We start from the raw sequence: 22,814 nt of genomic DNA, 5'->3' as shown, positions 1-22,814 counted from the left end.
GCAATGCGCGTTAACGGCGTACAGCTTCGGGTGCGCGGCAAGGTGCTGGGGGTAGGATTTCGTCCCTTCGTCTGGCAGCTTGCACACCATCTGGGGCTGGCGGGCGACGTGTGCAACGACGGAGAGGGTGTCCTGGTGCGTCTCGCGGGTAGTGGGGGTGACTTTACCGCGAGACTGCGCCAGGACTGCCCACCGCTGGCGCGCATCGATCGCGTTGAAACGCAGCCGTACAGCTGGAATACGCTGCCGGACGAGTTTGTCATCCGCCACAGCGAGAGCGGGGCGATGGACACGCAAATCGTCCCGGATGCCGCCACCTGTCCCGCGTGCCTGGCGGAGATGCGCGATCCGCGCGAGCGCCGTTATCGCTACCCGTTTATCAACTGCACCCACTGCGGACCGCGGTTTACCATTATCCGCGCCATGCCCTATGACCGCCCGGCCACGTCAATGGCGCCTTTCCCGCTCTGTGTGCCCTGTGAAACGGAGTACCGCAACCCGGCTGACCGGCGTTTTCACGCTCAGCCGGTGGCCTGCCCGGACTGCGGGCCGCAGCTGGAGTGGCAAGCCGGGGATGCTGCTGCCACCCGCGAATCGGCGTTAAGCGCGGCGGTGGAGAGATTGAAAAACGGCGGGATTGTGGCGGTCAAAGGGCTGGGCGGATTTCACCTGGTCTGCGACGCGCTTAACCCACAGGCGATTCGGAAATTGCGGGCACGCAAGCAGCGCCCGACCAAGCCGCTGGCGGTGATGATCCCGCATGCGAACGATCTGCCGGAGGCCATCCAGACGCTGTTAGGTTCACCCGCTGCGCCGATTGTGCTGACGCCAAAAGCCTGCCTTCCTGCGTTTCCTGAGGAGATTGCGCCGGGGCTGAATACAATTGGCGTGATGCTACCTGCGAACCCGCTCCAGCATTTGCTGATGTTGGACTGCCAGCGCCCGCTGGTGATGACCTCCGGCAACCTCAGCGGCCATCCACCCGCCATAAGCAACCAGCAGGCGCTGGAAGAACTCAGTGACATCGCTGACGGCTTCCTGCTGCACAACCGCGATATTCTTCAACGGATGGATGATTCAGTAATGGATCGGGACGGTGCGATGCTGCGTCGCGCACGCGGTTTTGTGCCGGATGCCATCACATTGCCCGCCGGATTCCGCGACATCTCGCCCATGTTATGCACCGGCGCGGAGATGAAAAATACCTTCTGCCTGGTACGTGGCAACCAGGCGGTGCCGAGCCAGCATTTTGGCGATCTGAGCGACGAGGGCGTAGAGGCGCAGTGGCGCAGTGCGCTCTCGACGATGCAGGACATCTACGCCTTCCAGCCAGAGCGCGTGGTGTGCGATGCCCATCCGGGATATCACGCCCGACAGTGGGCCCGGGCGCAGGCGCTGCCCGTTGAGACCGTGCTGCATCATCATGCGCATGCAGCAGCGTGTCTGGCGGAGAATGGCTGGCCGCTCGACGGCGGGGATGTTATTGCCCTGACGCTGGATGGGATCGGTATGGGTGAGAATGGCGCGATGTGGGGCGGCGAGTGCCTGCGGGTGAACTATCGCGACTGCGAACGGCTGGGCGGTCTGCCAGCCGTTGCGCTGCCGGGGGGCGATCTGGCGGCAAAACAGCCGTGGCGCAATTTGCTCGCCCACTGTCTGGCGTTCGTACCTGACTGGCAGCAGTACCCGGAAACAGAGGCGGTACAGTGTCAAAACTGGCCGCTGCTGGCAACGGCAGTGTCGCGCGGTATCAATGCGCCGCGGGCCTCCTCCTGTGGTCGTCTGTTTGACGCCGTGGCCTGTGCGCTGGGTATTGAAACGCAACGCTATGAGGGCGAAGCCGCGTGCCGGCTGGAGGCGCTGGCCGAACGCTGTGCAGGGGTTGATCATCCGGTGACGCTCAAGACGGATAACCTTGCGCTGTTCTGGCAGCAGTGGCTGGCCTGGCGGGCGGAGCCCGGCGAGCGCGCCTGGGCCTTTCATGATGCGCTGGCAAAAGGGCTGAGCGAACTGGCGGCAACGCATGCCCGCCGACGGTCGCTCTCTACGGTGTGCTTCAGCGGAGGTGTCCTTCACAACCGCCTGCTACGCGCGCGCCTTCGTCATTACCTTTCTGATTTCACGCTTCTTTTTCCTTCGCGCCTGCCCGCAGGCGACGGAGCGATCTCCTTCGGGCAGGCGGTGGTTGCTGCCGCCCGATCATGTTCACAAAGGATTTAAAATGTTACGACTTTTACGCAATGAACCTCGTGCAGCGTGCCTGCTGCTGGCTCTGGTGATGGCTAACCTGCTGGCCTGGGGGCTGGCGTGGCACACCTTTAGCGGCAGTACGGCGCTGATGGCGGCCAGCCTGCTGGCCTGGTGTTACGGACTGCGTCATGCGGTGGATGCCGACCATATCGCCGCGATTGATACCGTGACGCGTAAGATGATGCAGCAGGGCAAGCGCCCGTCCGGCGTGGGCGCATGGTTTTCCCTCGGACACTCCACCATCGTGGTGCTGGCCTCCATTGCCATCGCCGCCACCGCCACGGCGTTTCAGAAAAATATGGAATGGTTCCACGAAACCGGCAGCCTGATTGGCACCGCCGTCTCCGCCACCTTCCTGCTGGCGATGGCGCTGGTGAATATGGTGATCCTGCGCGGCGTCTGGCGCAGTTTTCAGGCACTGAAACACGGCAGGCCCGTGCAGGGCGACATCACGCTGCCTGCCCAGGGTGGCGTCATGAACTGGCTGTTCGGCAAAACCTTCCGCCTCGTCAATAAAAGCTGGCAGATGTATCTGGTGGGCTTCCTGTTTGGCCTCGGCTTTGACACGGCCACCGAAATCGGCGTGCTGGGGATCTCCGCCGCCAGCGCCTCCAGCGGGATGTCGGTGTGGTCGATCATGATCTTCCCGGCGCTCTTCGCCAGCGGCATGGCGCTGGTGGATACGCTCGATAACCTGCTGATGGTGGGTGCCTACGGCTGGGCATTCAACAAGCCGCAGCGCAAGCTGTACTACAACATGACCATCACCGGCACTTCGGTGGTGGTGGCGCTGTTTATCGGCGGGCTGGAAGCGCTGGGTCTGCTGATGGACAAGTTCTCCCTCAGCGGCGGCGTGTGGGATCTGATTGGTGCGGTGAACGATAACCTGGGCGACGCCGGGTTTGTGGTGGTCGGGCTGTTTGTCGCCTGCTGGCTGATCTCAATGGCGAACTACCGCTGGCGCGGTTATGACGCGCTGGTGGTGCGGTCCTGAACCACGCAGCCCTGTTTTTGCCCGGCGGCGCTACGCTTGCGCGGGCCTACAAGGTTTACCGTTATGGTGTTAAGTAGGCCGGGTAAGCGGAGCGCCACCCGGCATGACGAGGGTTAAGCAGGTAACGATTTCAGCAGTGCAAAGGCCTCCTTCATTTTGTCTTCGCTGACCACAAAGGCGCGCATCTGACCGACAGTATCGGTGCCGCGCGCCACCATGCCCTGAGGCGAAAGGACAATCTCCCAGTCCAGATCCTGACGCTGCGTTTCACCTGCGAGATGCAGCGGTAGTTCTGGCGTTTTTACCTTCACCAGCATGGCGGGTAATCTCACCGGGGCGTTGCCGCCGAGCAGGTTTTTCGCCAGGAACATGGCGCTTAACTGAATCGGTTGCAGGAACGGCAGCACCTGGCCGTTAATTTCCGCGCAGTCGCCCAGGGCATAAATGTCCGGCTGGGTGGTTTGCAGGTAGCTGTCTACCTTCACGCCGCGATTGATCTCTGCGCCTGCGCGGTGCGCCAGCGCGGTTTCCGGGCGCAGCCCCGTCGCCGCAATAACCACATCCACTTCCACCCTGCGGTTGTGGTCGAGCGTCGCACAAATGCCGGTTTCGGTTTTGCTCAGGCTCTGCAACTGCGATTTCAGCAGCAGATGCACGCCCATGTCGGTCAAACGATGCTGTAAGCGACTGCTTACTTCTGCCGGCATCAGCGCTGACAGAATGCTGGCCGCGTGGTCAACCAGGGTGACGGATTTTCCCGCCCGGCAGAAGTCCATCGCCAGCTCGGTGCCAATCAGCCCGCCGCCGACAATCATCACCCGCATGGCGTCGCGTAACAGGGTCTCGCTGGCCTGATACTCCTGCTGACTGTTGAGCGTGACCATCAGCTCGCGGCCCTCAACCGGCGGCACAAACGCAGATGCCCCCGTCGCCAGCACCAGCTTGTCGTACTGCCAGGTTTTATCTTTCGCGTTCACCACGTGGGCGTCGGCGTCGATATCGGTGACCCAGGTGTACGGAAACAGACGCAGATTAAATTGTTCTGCAAACTCCCCCGCCGTCTGGCGGGTGAGATCGTCGGCGCGCTGATTTTGGCTAATGACGTGGCTTAAATCAGGCTTGTTGTACTCATCCATGCTGTCGGCGGCGATCACCGTCAACGGCACGTTAGCATCCTGTTTGCGGATATTTTTCACCAGCTGGCGGGCGGCAAAGCCCGAGCCGATAATGACGATGCCGTGGCTCATTTTGCCTCCGTTGCCAGTTCATCAAAGACGTCTTTTCCGAGGGAACATTCCGGGCAGAGGAAGTTGTCCGGCACCTCGCTCCACGGTGTACCCGGCGCGACATCCTGCAACGGCTCGCCCAGCTCGGGATCGTAAATCCACTGGCAGACGCTGCACTGCATGCAGGGGCCGAGGTCGGCAGCGGCAGGAGCGGCTTCTGCTACGGCTTCCGGCGCAGCAGCCGCGGCGGGTGCGGTTTCCGGCAGCGGCGCAAGCGCCCACTGGCGGGCAATGTCGCGACCGTGCTGGCGACAGATTTCCAGCGCGTCGAGATCCGGACGCCATTTCGCCTTCAGGCTCAGGGACATCTCAAAACCGGCATCCTGTAAACGGGTGGAGAGACGGTCTACCGCGCCGCCGCTCCAGCCGTGTGAACCAAAGGCGCTGGCGCGTTTGTTACGGAAGCGCAGGCCGGTCATCTCTTCCACCAGTCCGGCAATTTTCGGCATCATCACGTTATTCATGGTGGAGGTACCCACCAGCACGCCTTTGGAGCGGAAGACGTTGGTCAATACCTCATTCTTATCGCTGCGCGCCACGTTGAAGATTTTCACTGCCACGTTCGGGTCCACTTCGTTGATGCCCTGGGCAATGGCGTCCGCCATCATGCGGGTGTTGTTGGACATGGTGTCGTAGAAGATGGTGATGCGGTCTTCCTGATAGTCCGCCGCCCACTTCAGGTACAGCTCGACGATCTGGGTTGGATTTTCACGCCATACCACGCCGTGGGAGGTGGCAATCATATCCACCGGCAGGTTGAAGCCGAGGATCTCGGTGATTTTTGGCGTGACCAGACGGCTGAACGGCGTCAGGATGTTGGCGTAGTAGCGCTGGCACTGTTCGAACAGCTCGGTCTGATCCACTTCGTCGTTGAACAGACGTTCGTCGCAGTAGTGCTGGCCGAAGGCGTCGTTGCTGAACAGCACCGCGTCACCGGTCATGTAGGTCATCATGCTGTCCGGCCAGTGCAGCATTGGGGTTTCCACGAAGATCAGCTGTTTGCCGTTGCCGATATCCAGCGTGTCGCCGGTTTTTACAGTGTGGAAGTTCCACTCTGGATGGTGGTGGTGGCCGTTGATGGAGTCAATGGCGTTGGTGGTGCAGTAGATCGGGGTATCCGGAATGTGGGACATCAGCTCGGTCAGCGCCCCGGCGTGATCCTCTTCCGCGTGGTTGATGATGATGTAGTCGATGTCATTCAAATCGATTTCGCTGCGCAGGTTCTGCACGAACTCGCGGCTGAATTTGTGATCGACGGTATCGATCAGAACGTTTTTACCTTCACGAATCAGATAGCTGTTGTAGCTGCTGCCGCGCAGCGTTTTGTATTCCGTCCCGTGAAAATCACGTACTTCCCAGTCACGTTGACCCACCCAATGAATGTTATTTTTAACCAGAATAGACATAGCAACCTCAACTTAATACGGCGTTTTCAAATAAGATGACTGTCATATATCAAGTTGCGTGCCAGTTTTTTAACTTATTGAAAATAATATATTTGTGTTTTGATTCTCCCTAATGGGTAGTCATTTTGACTATCTTGAAAATTGTCAATATGACACTATGTGTTGTCAAAATGACAGTGAGGCAGAGATGAGCTTTTCCGTAGATGTGCTGGCGAAGATCGCCATAGAACTGCAAACCGGTATTGGTCATCAGGACCGCTTTCAACGGCTGATCTCCACGTTGCGCCACGTGCTGGATTGCGATGCCTCGGCGCTGCTGCGTTACGAAGGGCGGCAGTTTATTCCGCTGGCTATCGACGGTCTGGCGAAGGACGTACTCGGGCGGCGCTTTACCCTGGAGGGCCACCCGCGTCTGGAAACCATCGCCCGTGCGGGTGACGTGGTGCGTTTCCCGGCAGACAGCGATCTGCCCGATCCGTACGACGGCCTGATCCCCGGCCAGGAGAGCCTGAAGGTTCACGCCTGTATCGGCCTGCCGCTGTTTGCCGGGCAGAACCTGATTGGCGCGTTAACCCTCGACGGCATGTCGCCGGATCAGTTCGATACCTTCAGCGACGAAGAGCTACGGCTGATTGCCGCGCTGGCGGCCGGGGCGCTGAACAACGCCCTGCTGATAGAACAGCTGGAGAGCCAGAATATTCTTCCGGGTAGCCCGACGGCGTTTGAGCAGGTGGCGCACACCGAAATGATTGGCCTTTCGCCGGGCATGGCGCAGCTTAAAAAAGAGATTGAGATTGTCGCCGCGTCTGATTTGAACGTGCTGATCTTCGGGGAGACCGGCACCGGTAAAGAGCTGGTGGCGAAAGCGATCCACGAAGCCTCGCCCCGTGCGGTGAACCCGCTGGTGTATCTCAACTGCGCGGCGCTGCCGGAAAGCGTGGCGGAAAGCGAGCTGTTCGGACACGTCAAAGGAGCCTTTACCGGGGCGATCAGCAACCGCAGCGGCAAGTTCGAAATGGCTGATAACGGCACGCTGTTCCTCGATGAAATTGGCGAACTCTCCCTTTCGCTCCAGGCCAAACTGCTGCGGGTGTTGCAGTATGGCGATATTCAACGCGTGGGTGACGATCGCAGCTTACGCGTGGATGTTCGCGTGCTGGCGGCGACGAACCGCGATCTGCGCGAAGAGGTGCTGGCGGGCAATTTCCGCGCCGATCTGTTCCACCGTCTGAGCGTGTTCCCGCTCACGGTGCCGCCGCTGCGCGAGCGGGGCGATGATGTGGTGCTGCTGGCGGGCTTTTTCTGCGAACAGTGTCGGCACAAAATGGGGCTTTCCCGCGTGGTGCTAAGCCCCGGCGCGAGGACGCACCTGCTGAGCTACGGCTGGCCGGGTAACGTGCGTGAACTGGAACATGCGATTCACCGCGCGGTGGTGCTGGCGCGGGCTACGCGTTCGGGGGATGAAGTGGTTATCCATGCGCGCCATTTCGCGCTGCATGAGGAAACGACGCCGTCCGTGAAGCCAGTGATACCTGAGAGCGTGAACGAAAACCTGCGCGAGGCGACGGATGCGTTCCAGCGTCAGATGATCACCCGCGCCCTGGAGCAGAATAACCGCAGCTGGGCGGCATGCGCGCGGGCGCTGGAGATGGACGTCGCCAACCTTCACAGGCTGGCGAAACGTCTGGGGCTTAAGGGTTAAATAATCCCCGCCTGGTAGAAGTCTTGCAGGTTGATCGCGCCGCACAGCCTGCCGTGCTCGTCCACCACCGGCGCAGCGGTGATTTTGCGCTTCATCAGCACCTCTTTGGCTTCAATGGCGCGGCTGTCGGCATTCAGCGTCAGCCCGCCCCGGGTCATTGCTTCGGATACCCGCGCCTCCAGCTTGCCGCCGCCCACCAGCCAGCGGCGCAGGTCGCCGTCGGTGAAGACGCCCTTCACCTGGCGGTCGTTGTCGCATACCGCAACCAGCCCCAGACCGGTGCGGCTCAGCTCCAGCATGGCGTCCATCACGCTGGTGTCGAGTTTGACCTGAGGAATGGCATCGTCCGTGCGCATCAGGTGGTGAACCTTGTTGAGCAGACGTGCCCCAAGCGCGCCAGCAGGATGGGAACGGGCGAAATCTTCCTCATTAAAACCGCGCGCCTGCATCACCGCCATCGCCAGCGCGTCGCCCATCATCAGCGTGTTGACGGTGCTGGAGGTCGGTGCCAGGTGCATCGGGCAGGCTTCGCGCTCAACGGAAATATCCAGCGTTGCTTTCGCGGCCAGCGCCAGCGGCGAACGGGATTTGCCGGTCATCGCTAACAGGGCCACCGATTTTTCTTGCAGGCGAGGGATGATGAGATCCAGCTCTTTGGCTGAACCGGAGTAGGAGATAAACAGCATCACGTCGCGGCTTTCGATCATCCCCAGATCGCCATGCAGCGCTTCGGCAGGATGCACGAAGAACGCCGGTGTGCCGGTGCTGGCAAGCGTCGCGGCAATCTTCTTGCCGATATGACCGGATTTACCGATACCCGCCACGATCACTTTGCCCTCGCAGTGGATAATGGTGTTGGCTGCACGCACAAAATCCTCACCCAGACGCTCCGGCAGGCGGCTGGCTTCCTGGAGCTCCAGCAGCAGAGTCTGGCGGCCTGCGTTTAACAGAAAATCACTCATTTTTTTCTCCGGTTACGATCACGTCGATGCCCTTCGCTTCCAGCGCTTTTTTAAATGCCGGATCGATACCTGCGTCGGTAATCAGCTTATCGACGCTTTCAAGGCTACAGACAATGTTGGGGCTTTTACGGCCAAACTTCGACGAGTCCGCCATCAAAATCACTTCCCGCGCGGCGTTGCACATCGCTTTGCTGACGCTGAACACCTCGTTGAAGGTGGTCACGCCCGCGTTGAGGTCGATGCCGTCCGTGCCCATAAACAGCTTATCGAAGCTGAAGTGGTCGAAGGCATTCTCCGCCAGCTGCCCGTGAAACGACGCGGATTTTTTACGGAATGTGCCACCGGGCATCAGGATGGTCTGCTCGCTGTCGAACTCTGACAGGGCATTGACGATGTGCAGGCTGTTGGTCATCACGGTGATGTTATTAAAGCGGCTGAGCAGCGGGATCATCTGCAGGACGGTACTGCCAGCGTCGAGGATGATGGAATCGCCGTCCTGGATAAATTTGACCGCAGCTTCGGCAATCAGCGCTTTCTGGTGCGTATTAATCAGCGTCTTGTGATCGATAGGCGGGTCGGCTTCGTCTTTATTGAGCACCACGCCGCCGTAGGTACGAATGACGGCGCCGGAGTTTTCGAGCAACACCAGGTCCTTGCGTATTGTCGTGCCGGTGGTGTCAAAGTAGTGGGCCAGATCTTCTACTGAGCACTTTCCCTGCTTTTGCAGATGCTCAAGTATGGCCGCCTGCCGCTGACGTGGTTTCATAGGCGCTTCGTTCCTTACGTTGCGAAATGATAATTCCGCAAGTTTATAACTTTCACAACGAAATTATCCATGTTTCAGATTAAGCGCTAATGATAGTGCATTCTGACAGAGTGAATCATGGGGGAAGATCACATCAGGTTGTAATTCATGCAGCAAAATGCCGTTGATCGCCTGGATTTTCACCGGGCGGGCAAAGACGGTCATGCCGCGCATGACGAGGGAATCGCAGACCTTATTGTTTTCATCCAGCGCAACAGCGACGACAACCCGCGGTTTGAAGCGTCCACCGGAACGCCCGACGCCCACACGACCTTTCTGGCACAGGGCGTCAAAGGCGCGGTTAAACTGATGGATTTGCCAGCCGCCAAACGCCATCTGGCAGATCCAGGCGAGGGCGGCGACGGTGATGAGTGCGGTTACCATATCGACTCCTTGTTTTGTTCCCTCTCCCGGTGGGAGAGGGTTAGGGTGAGGGCATCAGGCCGCTCGATCAGAACATCACCTGCCCACCGGTGACGTTAATCGACTGCCCGGTGCAGTACGAAGCTTTCGGGCTGGCGTAAAACAGCAGCATGTTCAGCACGTCCTGATAATCACATCCGCGCTTGAGCGGCACTTTGTCGATGTAGTACTGCTCCACTTCTTCAGCTTTGATGCCGAGCTTGGAGGCGTACTGCGGCAGCAGGGACTGGAACATCGGCGATTTCAACAGGTTACCCAGCATCAGCGAGTGAACGGTGATGCCGTATTCGGCCAGATCCAGCGCCAGAGACTGCGTCAGCCCCACGCCGCCAAACTTCGCCGCGCTGTAGCCGGAGTTGTGCTTGCTGCCCACTTTCCCGGATTTCGAGTTGATCTGAATGATGCGCCCCTGAATACCATCGCGGATCATCAGCCGGGAAAACTCACGGGCGCAGAGGAAATAGCCCACCAGATTCACCTGCAACGAGCGGTCAAAATCCCCCAGTTCGAAATCGCTGATAAAGGCCGCTTTCGCGATCCCCGCGCTGTAGACCAGCAGGTCGATACGCCCAAATATCTCATCTACGCCGCGGGCCAGCGCCACCACGCTCTGCTCGCTGGTGGCGTCGGCACCAAATCCGTACGCCATCCCTTCGCCAAACTCGGTGTTGATGGCGTCCGCCACGCGGGCGGCTTTTTCACTCTGAATGTCCACAACCGCCACGCGGTAACCCTCTGCGGCAAGCCCACGGCAGAGGAACTCGCCTAAGGTTTGTCCCCCACCAATGACAACGGCAACCTGACTCATGTGTTTCTCCTTAATTACGCAACAAATTTTAACGTACTGCCTGGTGTGACAGCCTGCGGAACCGGCCCCTCAACGTGAACCGTGCCGGGATACTCCGCCTGCGGTTGCCCGTCAAAACGCAGGGTGATGTGCCCCAGCTCGCGCAGGTTTTGTTCAGCGACGTCGCCGACGGCAGTCACGGCATAGCGCGCCTCGCCCAGCTCAAGCTGGCTCCCGGCCTTCAGCTCGCCGTTTAGCTCGCCGTGGCAGTGGATAAAGCAAAACTCTTCGATATCCGCAGGCGCCCCTTCGCGGAAGGTGATCAGCATCTGGTCGCTCAGCGCATCGGCTGCGCTCTGGCCGATGCGGGTAATGGTGGTCTGGTAAATCACGGTCATGGCAGGAACCTCTTATTGATAAATAAAGCCGGAGACAAACCAGGCAATCAGCACCGTGGGCGCGCCCGTCAGGAAGCGGCTCACCAGCACGGAGGGGACGCCCACGCGCACGGTGTCCTGACGTGCTTCCGCCAGCGACAGCCCGACGGGGATGAAGTCGCACGCCGCCTGAGCGTTAATGGCGAAAAGGGCTGGCAGAGCGAGGTGCGGGGGAATGTTGCCCAGACCAATCTGTACGCCAATCAGCACGCCGATGACCTGGGCAATCACCGCGCCCGGGCCGAGAAACGGCGACAGCAGCGGGAAGGAGCAGATCAGCGCCAGCGTCACCAGGCCGAGCGGGTGGCTGGCGAGCGGGGCGAGGCCGTGGGCAATCCAGTCGCCGAGGCCGGAGGCCATGATGATACCGATCAGCGCCGAGACGAACGCCATAAACGGCAGAATGGTTTTCAGCACCGTGTCGATGGTGTCGCGCCCGGACTGGAACAGCACCGCCACGGCGGACCCCATCCCCATCCCGACCTTCGCCAGCAGGCCATCGCTCTGCTCGGTGATTTTTTTGCTGGTGTCGTACTCGCGCGGGGCCGCTTTTTGCGGCGCGGATGTGCCATTCACCAGCGTGATGTTGTCCTCCTTCACCCCAGAGACATAAATATCCTCAAGGATGTACTGCGCCAGCGGGCCGGATTTCCCGGTGGAGTGAATATTTACCGTCGGAATGCGGCGCTTCGGATAGATGCCGCAGCGCAGCGTGCCGCCGCAGTCGATCACCGCCACGCCGATTTCCGCTTCCGGCGGTTCGCCTTCCTTGAAGCCGTCGACCGCTTCCCAGCCCGTCAGCTCGTGCAGCCTGTCGACGATCGCCGGGCGCGTGCCTGCGGTGATGTACACAATCTTTTTGCCTTCGGTGGCGTCGAACTCCAGCGGGCCGCCCCAGCCGCCCGTGCCTTTCTCAATGCGGATCCGGTTCATGCTGTGGCTCCTGAAAGATGGACTTTCTGTTCAAGCTGGATGCCCATTTTTTTCTCAAAAATGGCGGTGGTGAGATCCGTCACCCAGCCGCGGAAGAAGTTGGTGACCAGACCGACCAGCAGGTAGCTCACCGCCAGCGGGCCGAGCGGCAGGCCAAGCGTGGTAAGGCCGCTGGCGATCCCGAGATAAACGAACAGCTCGCCGGGGTTGATGTGCGGGAACAGGCCGTTCATGGAATGGCAGCTGTAGGAGGCGGCGGCGTAATAGCTCGGCTTGTACTTCTCTGGCATAAAGCGGCCGAGGCTTAAGGTCATCGGGTTGCAGAACACAAAGGTGCCGATGAAGGGCAGGATCAGGTAGCGGGACAGCGGGTTTCCGGCGCAGCGCTGGGCGAAGCGTTCAATACGCTGCTGGCCGATAAAGTTAATCAGCGCGTTCATGATCACCAGCAGGCTGATCAGCAGGGGCAGGATCCCGGTCACCATGCCGGTGAATACCTCGCCGCCTTTCTGAAAAAGCCCGATGAACCACTCGGCGCCGTGGGTGATGGTTTCTATCATTCTTCTCTCCTGTAGGGCGTTTGTTTTTGTCTGTTCGGGGCTAATAATAATCAAATTGAAAGCTTTTAAAGTGTTAATTAGATCTCACAATGAAAGAAAAATGGATTAATTTGAAAGATAATTGGTGGGGCGAATGATTTTCGATGGAAAAAAGCGCGGATTTGCGTTGGGGAGGTGTGTACCGCTTCCTTGAGGTGTTGCGGATGCTTTACCATACTGGGTTCTTACCGAACTCGTTAAATGGATGCCACATGTTCAAGCGTCGTTATGCAGCGCTGTTACCTGCGCTTATTCTCCTGTCCGCCTGTAGTAGCAAACCCAGGACTGAAGCTGTTCAACAAACGGCGGGCGCGCCTTCCGGCGGGTTTCTGCTTGAGCCGCAGCACAATATGATGCAGATGGGCGGCGACTTCGCGAATAACCCTGCGGCCGAACAGTTCATCGATAAAATGGTGAGCAAGCACGGTTTTGATCGCCAGCAGCTGCATGCCATTTTGTCTCAGGCGAAGCGTCTGGACTACGTGCTGCGCCTGATGGACAGGCAGGCGCCGACGGCCCAGGTGCCGACCGGGCCAAACGGGGCGTGGCTGCGCTATCGCAAACAGTTTATTACCCCGGACAACGTGCAAAATGGCGTGGTGTTCTGGAATCAGTATGAAGACGCCCTGAATCGTGCGTGGCAGGTCTATGGCGTGCCGCCGGAGATCATCGTCGGTATTATTGGGGTCGAGACTCGCTGGGGACGCATTATGGGTAAAACCCGCATCCTCGATGCGCTGGCGACGCTCTCCTTCAACTACCCGCGCCGCGCCGAGTATTTCTCCTCTGAACTGGAAACCTTCCTGCTGATGGCGCGAGACGAACAGGACGATCCGTTAGATCTGAAAGGGTCGTTCGCCGGTGCGATGGGCTACGGCCAGTTTATGCCGTCCTCCTATAAGCAGTACGCGGTAGATTTTAACGGGGATGGTCACATCAACCTGTGGGATCCCGAAGACGCCATTGGCAGCGTGGCCAACTACTTCAAAGCGCACGGCTGGACGCCGGGCGGCCAGGTGGCGGTGCAGGCGAACGGTGAGGCGTTTGGTCTGGAAAACGGATTTAAAACCAAATACAGCGTTGCGCAGCTTGCAGCGGCAGGCTTAACGCCGTCGCAGCCGCTGGGCAATGTTGACCAGGTGAGCCTGCTGCGCCTGGATGTCGGAACCGGTTATCAGTACTGGTTCGGACTGCCGAACTTCTACACCATTACCCGCTACAACCACAGCACGCACTATGCGATGGCGGTGTGGCAACTGGGGCTGGCGGTGTCTCAGGCGCGTGTGCCGGCAGCGTCACCGTTTAGCCAGTAAGTCCCCTTATGCCTCCCTCTCCCTGTGGGAGAGGGCTGGGGTGAGGGCACCCGCCCGCACCTGTTTCCCGCAGAAACATTTCGCCACACTCCCATTTTACTCCCGCCGTTTACATCTCAATCGCCTTTCATTATTGTTATGTTATAACATTATTGAATTGAGATATCCATGTCCCTGTTTTCTCTCTCATCCTCGCTTCGGCTGCTGCTGGCGCTGGTGCTCATTCTGTTTCTCGGCCTGGCCTTGCGCTGGGCGGTGGCGTTGCCATGATCGTGATGAACGACCTGGTGGCGGGTTACGATCGCCAGCCCGTTACGCGCGCACTGTCCGGCGTGATTGAACGCGGGAGCATGACCGCCATCGTCGGGGCCAACGGCTGCGGCAAATCCACGCTGCTGAAAACGCTCGCTGGCTTTCTTCCGCCCGTCAGCGGTACGTTTCGCTGGCAGGGGAGACGTCCGGTGGTGGGCTGGCTGGCGCAGCGTCACGCGCTGGAGGCGCAATTTCCTCTGACCGTGCAGGACGTGGTGAGCATGGGCTGCTGGCCAGCAGTCTCGCTATTTGCCAGTTTTCGTCGGGATACCCGCATGCGCATTGCCGGCGCGCTTGAGCGCGTGGGGCTGGCGTCCATGGCGTTATCCACCATCGATGAACTCTCCGGCGGGCAATTCCAGCGCATGCTGTTTGCCCGCGTTTTAGTGCAGCAGGCGCCGCTGGTGATGCTGGACGAACCCTTCACCGGCGTTGATGAAGCGACCTGCAACGTGCTGATGGATCTGATGCTGGAGATGTATATGCAGGGGCAGACCCTGCTGGCGGTTCTGCATGACAGCGAGCGCGTAGCACGTCACTTCCCGCAGACGTTACGTCTGGACGCTGATATTCCCCAATGGAAAACCGAGCGGGTGAGGGTGGCATGATCTGGCATACATTCTTCCAGCCGTTTATTGAGTACGGCTTTATGCGCCGTGCACTGGTGGTTTGCCTGGCGCTCTCCGTCAGCACCACGGCGCTGGGCGTATTCCTTCAACTGCGTCGGATGAGCCTGATGGGGGACGCCCTTTCTCATGCCATTTTGCCGGGTGTCGCGGTGGGCTATCTGCTCAGCGGTATGTCGCTGCTGGCAATGACTGTCGGCGGGTTTATTGCCGGGATCGCCGTTGCGCTGGTGGCCGGGCTGGTCAGCCGCCGCACGCCCCTTAAAGAGGATGCCAGCTTCGCGGGGTTTTACCTGGGTTCCCTGGCGCTGGGCGTCACGCTGGTGTCGCTGCGCGGTTCAAATGTCGATCTGCTTCATCTTCTGTTTGGCTCCATTCTCGCCGTGGATAGCGCGTCAGCCCTGTTCGTGACGGGCGTTTGCATGTTCACGCTCCTCACGCTGGCGATGTTTTATCGTGGGCTGGTCAGCGAAGCGTTCGATACCGCGTGGTTGCAGGTGAACGCGCGCTGGCTGCCCGGGATGTTACACGGTCTGTTTCTGGCGCTGCTGGTGCTCAACCTGGTGGCCGGTTTTCAGGTGCTCGGCACGTTGATGGCCGTCGGGCTGATGATGTTACCCGCCGTGGCGGCACGCTGCTGGGTGCGCACCCTGCCAGGGTTACTTCTGATGGCGGGTATCAGCGGTATTTTTTGCGCGTGGCTGGGCTTAAGCCTTTCCTGGGCAGTGAGTCTGCCCGCCGGGCCCTCCATTGTGCTGACCGCCAGCGCATTGTTCTTTATTTCCGTTTTATTTGGCACGCGCAGCAGGCTGGCGGATAGCCTGCGGGCGCTTTTTTAACGCAAGGGGAAACGATGAAACGTACAGGGTTAGCCGTGGCGCTCGCGCTCGGCATGATGACGCACGGCGTAATGGCGAAAACGCTTAATGTGGTGACCAGCTTTTCCATCCTGGGAGACATCACGCAGCAGGTTGGCGGCGATCGTGTGAAGGTGACGACGCTGGTGGGGCCGGACGGTGATCCCCATACTTTCGAACCCTCGCCCAAAGACAGCGCGGCGTTGAGTAAAGCTGACGTGGTGGTGGTCAATGGGCTGGGGCTGGAGGGCTGGCTCGATCGTCTGGTGAAAGCCTCCGGATTCAAAGGCCAGCTGGTGGTTGCTTCGGACGGCGTGAAAACGCACACGCTGGAAGAGGACGGTAAAACCGTGACCGATCCGCACGCGTGGAACAGCGCGGCGAACGGCGCGCTGTATGCGCAAAATATTCTCTCTGGGCTGGTGAAGGCCGATCCTGAAGATACGGCGGCGCTTGAAGCTACCGGTAAACCCTATATTGCGCAGCTCTCTCAGCTGGACGGTTGGGCTAAAAAGCGTTTCAGCGACATCCCACAGGCGAAGCGCAAAGTGCTGACCAGCCACGACGCCTTCGGCTATTTCAGCCGCGCCTACGGCGTGACGTTTATGGCGCCGCAGGGGCTGACGTCTGAGAGTGAAGCCAGCGCGGCGCAGGTAGCGGAGATCATCAATCAGATTAAAGCTGACGGTGTGAAAACCTGGTTTATGGAAAACCAGCTTGATCCGCGCCTGGTGAAGCAGATTGCGACCGCCACGGGCGCCCAGCCGGGCGGTGAACTTTACCCGGAAGCGCTGTCCGCGAAGGGCGGCGTGGCGGACACCTACGTCAAGGCGTTTCGCCACAATGTGGATACCCTCGCTAACAGCATGAAATAAGCGTCTCTCTGGCCGATGCGCCCGCATCGGCTTTTTTCTGAAGCCCCCTCGTAAAACCCGACGCGCATCCCCATATTTGATGAGAAAGTGCTATCTTGTGCTGCATGTTTTTCTAAGGCCTGGAGCGAGAATGACTGACCATGAATTGATGCAGCTAAGCGAAGTGGTGGGGCTGGCGCTGAAACAGCGCGGCGCGACTCTTACGACCGCAGAATCCTGCACCGGCGGCTGGGTGGCGAAAGCAATTACCGATATTGCTGGCAGTTCCGCCTGGTTTGAACGCGGCTTTGTGACCTACAGTAACGAGGCTAAAGCGCAGATGATTGGCGTGCGTGAAGCCACGCTTGAGCAGCATGGCGCGGTCAGCGAGCCGGTGGTGATCGAAATGGCGATTGGCGCGCTGAAAGAGGCGCGCGCAGATTACGCTATCTCCATCAGCGGTATCGCGGGGCCGGACGGCGGCAGCGACGTGAAGCCTGTCGGCACCGTCTGGTTTGGCTTTGCCACCTCAAAAGGTGAAGGGATCACCCGCCGGGAATGCTTCAGCGGCGATCGCGAAAGCGTGCGTCGTCAGGCAACGGAATACGCGTTAAAAACGCTCTGGCAACAATTTCTACAAAATACTTGATACTGTATGATTATACAGTATAATTGCCTCAACAGAACAGAAGTCCATGGTGAAGCGCAGTTGCTTCTCCCGGCATGACAGGAGTAATAATGGCTATCGACGAAAACAAACAGAAAGCGTTGGCGGCAGCACTGGGCCAGATCGAAAAGCAATTCGGTAAAGGCTCCATCATGCGCCTGGGTGAAGACCGTTCCATGGACGTGGAAACTATCTCCACTGGTTCGCTTTCTCTTGATATCGCACTGGGCGCTGGCGGTTTGCCGATGGGCCGTATCGTAGAAATCTACGGTCCGGAATCCTCGGGTAAAACCACCCTGACGTTGCAGGTTGTTGCGGCGGCACAGCGCGAAGGTAAAACCTGTGCGTTTATCGATGCCGAGCACGCGCTGGACCCGGTCTATGCCCGTAAACTGGGCGTTGATATCGACAACCTGCTGTGCTCACAGCCGGACACCGGCGAGCAGGCCCTGGAAATTTGTGACGCGCTGGCGCGCTCAGGTGCGGTTGACGTGATCATCGTCGACTCCGTTGCGGCGCTGACGCCAAAAGCGGAAATTGAAGGTGAAATCGGTGACTCTCACATGGGCCTCGCGGCACGTATGATGAGCCAGGCGATGCGTAAGCTGGCGGGTAACCTGAAGCAGTCCAATACGCTGCTGATCTTCATCAACCAGATCCGTATGAAAATTGGTGTAATGTTCGGTAACCCGGAAACCACCACCGGCGGTAACGCTCTGAAATTCTACGCTTCTGTCCGTCTGGATATCCGCCGTATCGGCGCGGTGAAAGAGGGGGATAACGTCGTCGGTAGCGAAACCCGCGTGAAGGTTGTGAAGAACAAAATCGCAGCACCGTTCAAACAGGCTGAATTCCAGATCCTCTACGGCGAAGGTATCAACTTCCTCGGCGAGCTGGTTGACCTGGGCGTGAAAGAGAAGCTGATTGAAAAAGCGGGCGCATGGTACAGCTACAACGGTGACAAGATTGGTCAGGGTAAAGCGAATGCTATCTCCTGGCTGAAAGAGAACCCGGCGGCGGCGAAAGAGATTGAGAAGAAGGTGCGTGAACTCCTGCTGAGCAACCAGGACTCTAAACCTGATTTCGTGGTCGACGGCGCGGATGCTGAAGAAACCAACGAAGACTTTTAATCCTCTCGGATAAAAATGAAGGGCTGCTGATGCGGCCCTTTTTGCATTTCTGAATCGACAGGTTTTTTATGAGTGAACCGACATCACGCCGACCAGCCTACTCACGCTTGCTGGATCGGGCCGTGCGTATTCTTGCCGTGCGTGACCATAGTGAACAGGAGCTGCGGCGGAAACTGTCAGCGCCCGTCATGAGCAAAAACGGTCCGGAAGACATTGATGCCACCGCGGAAGATTATGACCGTGTGGTTGCCTGGTGCTACGAGCATCACTATCTGGATGACGGCCGTTTTGCCGCTCGCTTTCTTGCCAGCCGTGGTCGTAAAGGCTATGGGCCAGCGCGTATCCGCCAGGAGCTGAACCAGAAAGGTGTAGCCCGTGAATCGATTGAAAAAGCCATGCGCGAAAGTGAAATCGACTGGTGCGAACTGGCGCGTGAGCAGGCGGTACGAAAGTACGGTGAGCCGCTGCCGCGTGAATTTTCAGAAAAAGTTAAAATCCAGCGCTTTTTGCTCTACCGCGGCTTCCTGATGGAAGATATTCAGGATATCTGGCGTAATTTTACCGATTGAACGCATGCGGGATTTTACTTCCCACTAAAGAAAACTTATCTTATTCCCACTTTTTCCAGTAGCTGGTCCGTCCAACTGTTTACAGATACAGATCTGCTGCGACATTTCGTTAGCTTGATTTCAGGATAATTATGAGCAAGAGCACCGCTGAGATCCGTCAGGCGTTTCTCGATTTTTTCCATAGTAAGGGACACCAGGTTGTTGCCAGCAGCTCCCTGGTACCGAACAATGACCCGACTCTGCTGTTTACCAACGCCGGGATGAACCAGTTCAAGGATGTGTTCCTTGGTCTCGACAAGCGTAATTATTCCCGCGCCACAACCTCACAGCGTTGCGTGCGTGCGGGCGGTAAACACAACGATCTGGAAAACGTCGGTTACACCGCGCGCCACCACACTTTCTTCGAAATGCTGGGTAACTTCAGCTTCGGCGACTACTTCAAACACGACGCCATTCAATATGCGTGGGAACTGCTGACCGGTGAAAACTGGTTTAATCTGCCGAAAGAGCGTCTGTGGGTGACCGTGTATGAGACCGATGACGAAGCGTTCGACATCTGGGAAAAAGAAGTGGGTATCCCTCGCGAACGTATCATCCGCATCGGTGACAACAAAGGCGCGCCTTACGCGTCTGATAACTTCTGGCAGATGGGCGACACTGGCCCTTGCGGTCCGTGCACCGAGATCTTCTACGATCATGGTGACCACATCTGGGGCGGCCCTCCGGGAAGCGCGGAAGAAGATGGCGATCGCTACATTGAGATCTGGAACATTGTCTTCATGCAGTTCAACCGTCAGGCCGACGGCACCATGGAGCCGCTGCCAAAACCGTCCGTAGATACCGGTATGGGTCTTGAGCGTATCGCGGCCGTTCTGCAACACGTTAACTCCAACTATGAGATTGACCTGTTCAGCACCCTGATCAAAGCCGTTGCCGAAGTGACGGGCGCAACCGATCTGAACAACAAATCACTGCGCGTTATCGCAGACCATATTCGTTCCTGTGCGTTCCTGATTGCTGACGGCGTTATCCCGTCGAATGAAAACCGTGGCTATGTGCTGCGTCGTATCATTCGTCGTGCGATCCGTCATGGCAACATGCTGGGCGCGAAGGACACCTTCTTCTATAAACTCGTTGGGCCACTGATTGGCGTGATGGGCTCTGCCGGTGACGAGCTGAAACGCCAGCAGGCGCAGGTTGAACAGGTTCTGAAAACCGAAGAAGAGCAGTTTGCCCGTACGCTGGAGCGCGGACTGGCGCTGCTGGACGACGAGCTGGCGAAACTCAAGGGCGACACGCTGGATGGCGAAACCGCTTTCCGCCTGTACGACACCTACGGCTTCCCGGTTGACCTGACGGCGGACGTTTGCCGCGAGCGCAACATCAAAGTTGACGAAGCAGGCTTTGAAGCCGCAATGGAAGAGCAGCGTCGTCGTGCGCGTGAATCCAGCGGTTTTGGCGCGGACTACAACGCGATGATCCGCGTTGATAGCGCGTCTGAATTTAAAGGCTACGAAGAGCTGGCTCTGACCAGCAACGTGACCGCGCTGTTTGTTGACGGTAAAGCCGTAGACAGCATTAGCGCAGGTCAGGACGCGGTTGTTATCCTGGATAAAACACCGTTCTATGCGGAATCCGGCGGCCAGGTTGGCGATAAAGGCGAACTGAAAGGCAATGGCTTCAGCTTCAGCGTAAGCGATACCCAGAAATACGGTCAGGCAATTGGTCACCAGGGCAAACTGGTTTCCGGTTCTCTGAAAGTGGGCGAGGGCGTTCAGGCCAACGTTGACGAAGCTCGCCGCGCGCGCATTCGTCTGAACCACTCGGCAACCCACCTGATGCACGCAGCCCTGCGCGAAGTGCTGGGTACGCATGTTGCACAGAAAGGTTCTCTGGTTAACGACAAAGTGCTGCGTTTCGACTTCTCGCATTTTGAAGCGATGAAGCCGTCTGAAATTCGTGCGGTGGAAGACCTGGTGAATGCCCAGATCCGCCGCAACCTGCCAATCGAAACCCACATCATGGATCTTGAGGCAGCGAAGAAGAAAGGTGCGATGGCGCTGTTTGGCGAGAAATATGACGACCGCGTTCGCGTGCTGAGCATGGGCGACTTCTCTACCGAACTGTGTGGCGGTACTCACGCATCACGCACCGGTGACATCGGCTTGTTCCGCATCGTTTCCGAGTCGGGTACGGCGGCAGGCGTGCGTCGTATTGAGGCGGTGACCGGGGAAGGTGCAATTGCCAGCCTGCATGCGCAGAGCGACCAGCTGCACGAGATCGCGCAGCTGCTGAAAGGCGATAGCCAGAACCTGGGCGAGAAAGTGCGTGTCGCGCTGGATCGTACCCGTCAGCTGGAAAAAGAACTCCAGCAGCTGAAAGAACAGGCTGCGGCGCAGGAGAGCGCAAACCTCTCCAGCAAAGCGGTAGACATTAAGGGCGTCAAACTGCTGGTCAGCGACCTGGCGGGCGTTGAGCCTAAGATGCTGCGTACCATGGTCGACGATCTGAAGAACCAGCTTGGTTCGACGGTTATCGTGCTGGCAACGGTCGCAGAGGGTAAGGTTTCTCTGATTGCGGGCGTCTCTAAGGATGTGACGGATCGTGTCAAAGCAGGGGAACTGATTGGCATGGTCGCCCAGCAGGTGGGTGGCAAAGGTGGCGGTCGTCCGGACATGGCGCAAGCCGGTGGTACGGATGCGGCGGCACTTCCCGCGGCATTAGCCAGCGTTGAAAGCTGGGTAAGCGCGAAACTGTAATAACTACAAAGCACAAGCAGACGCCATAGCGGTAACGTTATGGCGTCTTGCTCACTGCGCTATCGATAACGATAAAGTCAGGTTGAGTTTGTGTATATCGGCTAAACTTACGTTTAACAGAATGTGATGCCGTGACTGCTTACACTTTACGTGTTTGTCATCGCTTACTTTTTGGCGTTATATGATGGATAATGCCGGGATACAAGAGACCCGACTCTTTTAATCTTTCAAGGAGCAAAGAATGCTGATTCTGACTCGTCGAGTTGGTGAGACCCTCATGATTGGGGATGAGGTCACCGTGACAGTTTTAGGGGTAAAGGGTAACCAGGTACGTATTGGTGTTAACGCTCCTAAAGAAGTATCTGTCCACCGTGAAGAGATCTACCAGCGTATCCAGGCTGAAAAATCCCAGCAGTCCAGTTACTGATATTGTCGCGTCTCGCTGTCGGGCGAGACGCAACCCTCCCGCTATTTTTCCTGCATAAAGTTACCGTTCTATTTCAAACGCTTCGTTTTTGACCACTCTCATAATCTTATCTCATCCAAATGACGCGCTTCTCTCAACACAATTCTGTGAAGATGTCTGCAAAATCCGCTTATAAAACACTCTCTTTGCGGCTTTTACATGCGAATTGCGTGCGAATTGTGCAAACGAAAAAAGCATGTGGAAAATTGTTTGACTTATAAGTCCCAGAAAGTAATATATGCGCCACGCAGCGACGAGAAGCTCTTAACGAGTTACTCGAAGCACTCGAAAGAGGCGTTGTGTGGTGAGGTGGCCGAGAGGCTGAAGGCGCTCCCCTGCTAAGGGAGTATGCGGTCAAAAGCTGCATCCGGGGTTCGAATCCCCGCCTCACCGCCATTTTGCATCCGTAGCTCAGCTGGATAGAGTACTCGGCTACGAACCGAGCGGTCGGAGGTTCGAATCCTCCCGGATGCACCATCTATTACTTCATATTGCTTTCGAAGTGATATGAATATCGAGCAGTACAGTAGTAAATCCCGATGCATCCGTAGCTCAGCTGGATAGAGTACTCGGCTACGAACCGAGCGGTCGGAGGTTCGAATCCTCCCGGATGCACCATCTATTACTTCATATTGCTTTTGAAGTGATATGAGTATCGAGAAGTACAGCAGTAAATC

At 58.0% G+C, this 22,814-nt stretch carries 21 protein-coding genes and 3 tRNA genes; 15 read left to right on the top strand and 9 right to left on the bottom strand.

Going from position 1 to position 22,814, the window contains the following annotated elements:
* Positions 1–3: 3 nt before the first annotated feature.
* Positions 4–2,220, top strand: a complete 2,217-nt coding sequence (gene hypF / locus HWQ15_RS03035) for a carbamoyltransferase HypF (protein ID WP_176587377.1) — start codon at positions 4–6, stop codon at positions 2,218–2,220.
* Between the two features lies 1 nt (position 2,221).
* On the top strand, positions 2,222–3,244 hold the full coding sequence (locus HWQ15_RS03030; RefSeq protein WP_022649154.1) for a HoxN/HupN/NixA family nickel/cobalt transporter: 1,023 nt from the start codon (positions 2,222–2,224) through the stop codon (positions 3,242–3,244).
* Between the two features lie 113 nt (positions 3,245–3,357).
* On the opposite strand, the gene norW is transcribed toward HWQ15_RS03030, so the two are convergent.
* Both norW and norV read right to left on the bottom strand, forming a co-directional pair.
* Entirely contained in the window at positions 3,358–4,491 is a 1,134-nt protein-coding gene (gene norW / locus HWQ15_RS03025) for an NADH:flavorubredoxin reductase NorW (RefSeq protein ID WP_058646237.1), read from the bottom strand.
* Complete coding sequence (norV, locus tag HWQ15_RS03020) at positions 4,488–5,936, bottom strand: anaerobic nitric oxide reductase flavorubredoxin (protein WP_022649152.1); 1,449 nt, start codon at positions 5,934–5,936, stop codon at positions 4,488–4,490. The genes norW and norV overlap by 4 nt, the downstream gene beginning before the upstream one ends.
* Positions 5,937–6,123: 187 nt before the next feature.
* On the opposite strand from norV, the gene norR reads away from it, so the two are divergent.
* A complete protein-coding gene (gene norR, locus HWQ15_RS03015; RefSeq protein ID WP_032625943.1) occupies positions 6,124–7,638 on the top strand; it encodes a nitric oxide reductase transcriptional regulator NorR in 1,515 nt (504 codons plus the stop codon).
* On the opposite strand, the gene gutQ is transcribed toward norR, so the two are convergent.
* The 7 genes from gutQ to srlA all read right to left on the bottom strand — a co-directional run bounded on the left by gutQ (position 7,635) and on the right by srlA (position 12,545).
* On the bottom strand, positions 7,635–8,600 hold the full coding sequence (gutQ, locus tag HWQ15_RS03010; protein WP_023298458.1) for an arabinose-5-phosphate isomerase GutQ: 966 nt from the start codon (positions 8,598–8,600) through the stop codon (positions 7,635–7,637). The genes norR and gutQ overlap by 4 nt on opposite strands.
* On the bottom strand, positions 8,593–9,366 hold the full coding sequence (locus HWQ15_RS03005; RefSeq protein WP_015571676.1) for a DNA-binding transcriptional repressor: 774 nt from the start codon (positions 9,364–9,366) through the stop codon (positions 8,593–8,595). Before HWQ15_RS03005 ends, gutQ begins: the two co-directional genes overlap by 8 nt.
* 63 nt (positions 9,367–9,429) lie before the next feature.
* Positions 9,430–9,789, bottom strand: coding sequence for a transcriptional regulator GutM (gutM, locus tag HWQ15_RS03000; RefSeq protein WP_063148642.1), 360 nt, complete (start codon positions 9,787–9,789; stop codon positions 9,430–9,432).
* Positions 9,790–9,856: 67 nt separating this feature from the next.
* A complete protein-coding gene (srlD, locus tag HWQ15_RS02995) occupies positions 9,857–10,636 on the bottom strand; it encodes a sorbitol-6-phosphate dehydrogenase (RefSeq protein WP_023306810.1) in 780 nt (259 codons plus the stop codon).
* A 14-nt stretch (positions 10,637–10,650) separates the two neighbouring features.
* Positions 10,651–11,013, bottom strand: coding sequence for a PTS glucitol/sorbitol transporter subunit IIA (gene srlB / locus HWQ15_RS02990; RefSeq protein WP_063148641.1), 363 nt, complete (start codon positions 11,011–11,013; stop codon positions 10,651–10,653).
* 12 nt (positions 11,014–11,025) lie between these two features.
* Positions 11,026–11,985: a PTS glucitol/sorbitol transporter subunit IIB gene (locus tag HWQ15_RS02985; protein ID WP_022649146.1), complete on the bottom strand. Its 960-nt coding sequence runs from the start codon at positions 11,983–11,985 to the stop codon at positions 11,026–11,028.
* The gene (gene srlA / locus HWQ15_RS02980) at positions 11,982–12,545 is read right to left on the bottom strand and encodes a PTS glucitol/sorbitol transporter subunit IIC (protein ID WP_003862164.1); all 564 of its coding nucleotides are present in this window, start codon (positions 12,543–12,545) and stop codon (positions 11,982–11,984) included. Before srlA ends, HWQ15_RS02985 begins: the two co-directional genes overlap by 4 nt.
* A 251-nt stretch (positions 12,546–12,796) precedes the next feature.
* Between srlA and mltB the strand changes: the two genes are divergently transcribed.
* The 12 genes from mltB to HWQ15_RS02920 all read left to right on the top strand — a co-directional run bounded on the left by mltB (position 12,797) and on the right by HWQ15_RS02920 (position 22,755).
* Positions 12,797–13,897 carry a lytic murein transglycosylase B gene (gene mltB / locus HWQ15_RS02975; RefSeq protein ID WP_022649145.1) on the top strand — a complete coding sequence of 367 codons (1,101 nt, stop codon included), beginning with the start codon at positions 12,797–12,799 and terminating at the stop codon, positions 13,895–13,897.
* Positions 13,898–14,163: 266 nt separating this feature from the next.
* Entirely contained in the window at positions 14,164–14,817 is a 654-nt protein-coding gene (locus HWQ15_RS02970) for a metal ABC transporter ATP-binding protein (protein ID WP_063148640.1), read from the top strand.
* The gene (locus HWQ15_RS02965; protein WP_022649142.1) at positions 14,814–15,674 is read left to right on the top strand and encodes a metal ABC transporter permease; all 861 of its coding nucleotides are present in this window, start codon (positions 14,814–14,816) and stop codon (positions 15,672–15,674) included. The genes HWQ15_RS02970 and HWQ15_RS02965 overlap by 4 nt, the downstream gene beginning before the upstream one ends.
* 14 nt (positions 15,675–15,688) lie before the next feature.
* Positions 15,689–16,567 carry a metal ABC transporter substrate-binding protein gene (locus HWQ15_RS02960; RefSeq protein WP_045308762.1) on the top strand — a complete coding sequence of 293 codons (879 nt, stop codon included), beginning with the start codon at positions 15,689–15,691 and terminating at the stop codon, positions 16,565–16,567.
* A 130-nt stretch (positions 16,568–16,697) separates the two neighbouring features.
* Positions 16,698–17,195, top strand: coding sequence for a nicotinamide-nucleotide amidase (gene pncC, locus HWQ15_RS02955; RefSeq protein ID WP_003862172.1), 498 nt, complete (start codon positions 16,698–16,700; stop codon positions 17,193–17,195).
* Positions 17,196–17,284: 89 nt separating this feature from the next.
* Positions 17,285–18,343: a recombinase RecA gene (recA, locus tag HWQ15_RS02950; RefSeq protein ID WP_022649140.1), complete on the top strand. Its 1,059-nt coding sequence runs from the start codon at positions 17,285–17,287 to the stop codon at positions 18,341–18,343.
* A gap of 68 nt (positions 18,344–18,411) precedes the next feature.
* The gene (recX, locus tag HWQ15_RS02945; protein WP_017382782.1) at positions 18,412–18,912 is read left to right on the top strand and encodes a recombination regulator RecX; all 501 of its coding nucleotides are present in this window, start codon (positions 18,412–18,414) and stop codon (positions 18,910–18,912) included.
* Between the two features lie 131 nt (positions 18,913–19,043).
* Entirely contained in the window at positions 19,044–21,671 is a 2,628-nt protein-coding gene (gene alaS, locus HWQ15_RS02940) for an alanine--tRNA ligase (RefSeq protein ID WP_022649139.1), read from the top strand.
* A 241-nt stretch (positions 21,672–21,912) separates the two neighbouring features.
* A complete protein-coding gene (csrA, locus tag HWQ15_RS02935; RefSeq protein ID WP_000906486.1) occupies positions 21,913–22,098 on the top strand; it encodes a carbon storage regulator CsrA in 186 nt (61 codons plus the stop codon).
* Positions 22,099–22,440: 342 nt separating this feature from the next.
* Positions 22,441–22,533: transfer RNA gene (locus tag HWQ15_RS02930), tRNA-Ser, on the top strand.
* 4 nt (positions 22,534–22,537) lie between these two features.
* Positions 22,538–22,614, top strand: a tRNA-Arg gene (locus tag HWQ15_RS02925).
* Positions 22,615–22,678: 64 nt separating this feature from the next.
* A tRNA-Arg gene (locus tag HWQ15_RS02920) sits at positions 22,679–22,755 on the top strand.
* Positions 22,756–22,814 lie beyond the last annotated feature (59 nt).

The sequence above is a fragment of the Enterobacter sp. DSM 30060 genome, assembly GCF_013375955.1.
Classification (GTDB): Bacteria; Pseudomonadota; Gammaproteobacteria; order Enterobacterales; family Enterobacteriaceae; genus Enterobacter; species Enterobacter intestinihominis.
The sequence above is the reverse complement of the archived record's forward strand: the minus strand, read 5'-3'. Positions and strand labels throughout refer to the sequence as shown.

Bases quoted from the DNA above. Each gene is read 5' to 3' on its own strand.
- norR (WP_032625943.1), top strand. From the start codon at position 6,124: ATGAGCTTTTCCGTAGATGTGCTGGCGAAGATCGCCATAGAACTGCAA.
- HWQ15_RS02985 (WP_022649146.1), bottom strand. From the start codon at position 11,985: ATGAACCGGATCCGCATTGAGAAAGGCACGGGCGGCTGGGGCGGCCCG.
- gutQ (WP_023298458.1), bottom strand. From the start codon at position 8,600: ATGAGTGATTTTCTGTTAAACGCAGGCCGCCAGACTCTGCTGCTGGAG.
- HWQ15_RS02970 (WP_063148640.1), top strand. From the start codon at position 14,164: ATGATCGTGATGAACGACCTGGTGGCGGGTTACGATCGCCAGCCCGTT.
- HWQ15_RS03030 (WP_022649154.1), top strand. From the start codon at position 2,222: ATGTTACGACTTTTACGCAATGAACCTCGTGCAGCGTGCCTGCTGCTG.
- norW (WP_058646237.1), bottom strand. From the start codon at position 4,491: ATGAGCCACGGCATCGTCATTATCGGCTCGGGCTTTGCCGCCCGCCAG.
- HWQ15_RS02960 (WP_045308762.1), top strand. From the start codon at position 15,689: ATGAAACGTACAGGGTTAGCCGTGGCGCTCGCGCTCGGCATGATGACG.
- HWQ15_RS02965 (WP_022649142.1), top strand. From the start codon at position 14,814: ATGATCTGGCATACATTCTTCCAGCCGTTTATTGAGTACGGCTTTATG.
- alaS (WP_022649139.1), top strand. From the start codon at position 19,044: ATGAGCAAGAGCACCGCTGAGATCCGTCAGGCGTTTCTCGATTTTTTC.
- recA (WP_022649140.1), top strand. From the start codon at position 17,285: ATGGCTATCGACGAAAACAAACAGAAAGCGTTGGCGGCAGCACTGGGC.
- srlD (WP_023306810.1), bottom strand. From the start codon at position 10,636: ATGAGTCAGGTTGCCGTTGTCATTGGTGGGGGACAAACCTTAGGCGAG.
- srlB (WP_063148641.1), bottom strand. From the start codon at position 11,013: ATGACCGTGATTTACCAGACCACCATTACCCGCATCGGCCAGAGCGCA.
- norV (WP_022649152.1), bottom strand. From the start codon at position 5,936: ATGTCTATTCTGGTTAAAAATAACATTCATTGGGTGGGTCAACGTGAC.
- hypF (WP_176587377.1), top strand. From the start codon at position 4: ATGCGCGTTAACGGCGTACAGCTTCGGGTGCGCGGCAAGGTGCTGGGG.
- csrA (WP_000906486.1), top strand. From the start codon at position 21,913: ATGCTGATTCTGACTCGTCGAGTTGGTGAGACCCTCATGATTGGGGAT.
- srlA (WP_003862164.1), bottom strand. From the start codon at position 12,545: ATGATAGAAACCATCACCCACGGCGCCGAGTGGTTCATCGGGCTTTTT.
- HWQ15_RS03005 (WP_015571676.1), bottom strand. From the start codon at position 9,366: ATGAAACCACGTCAGCGGCAGGCGGCCATACTTGAGCATCTGCAAAAG.
- recX (WP_017382782.1), top strand. From the start codon at position 18,412: ATGAGTGAACCGACATCACGCCGACCAGCCTACTCACGCTTGCTGGAT.
- gutM (WP_063148642.1), bottom strand. From the start codon at position 9,789: ATGGTAACCGCACTCATCACCGTCGCCGCCCTCGCCTGGATCTGCCAG.
- mltB (WP_022649145.1), top strand. From the start codon at position 12,797: ATGTTCAAGCGTCGTTATGCAGCGCTGTTACCTGCGCTTATTCTCCTG.
- pncC (WP_003862172.1), top strand. From the start codon at position 16,698: ATGACTGACCATGAATTGATGCAGCTAAGCGAAGTGGTGGGGCTGGCG.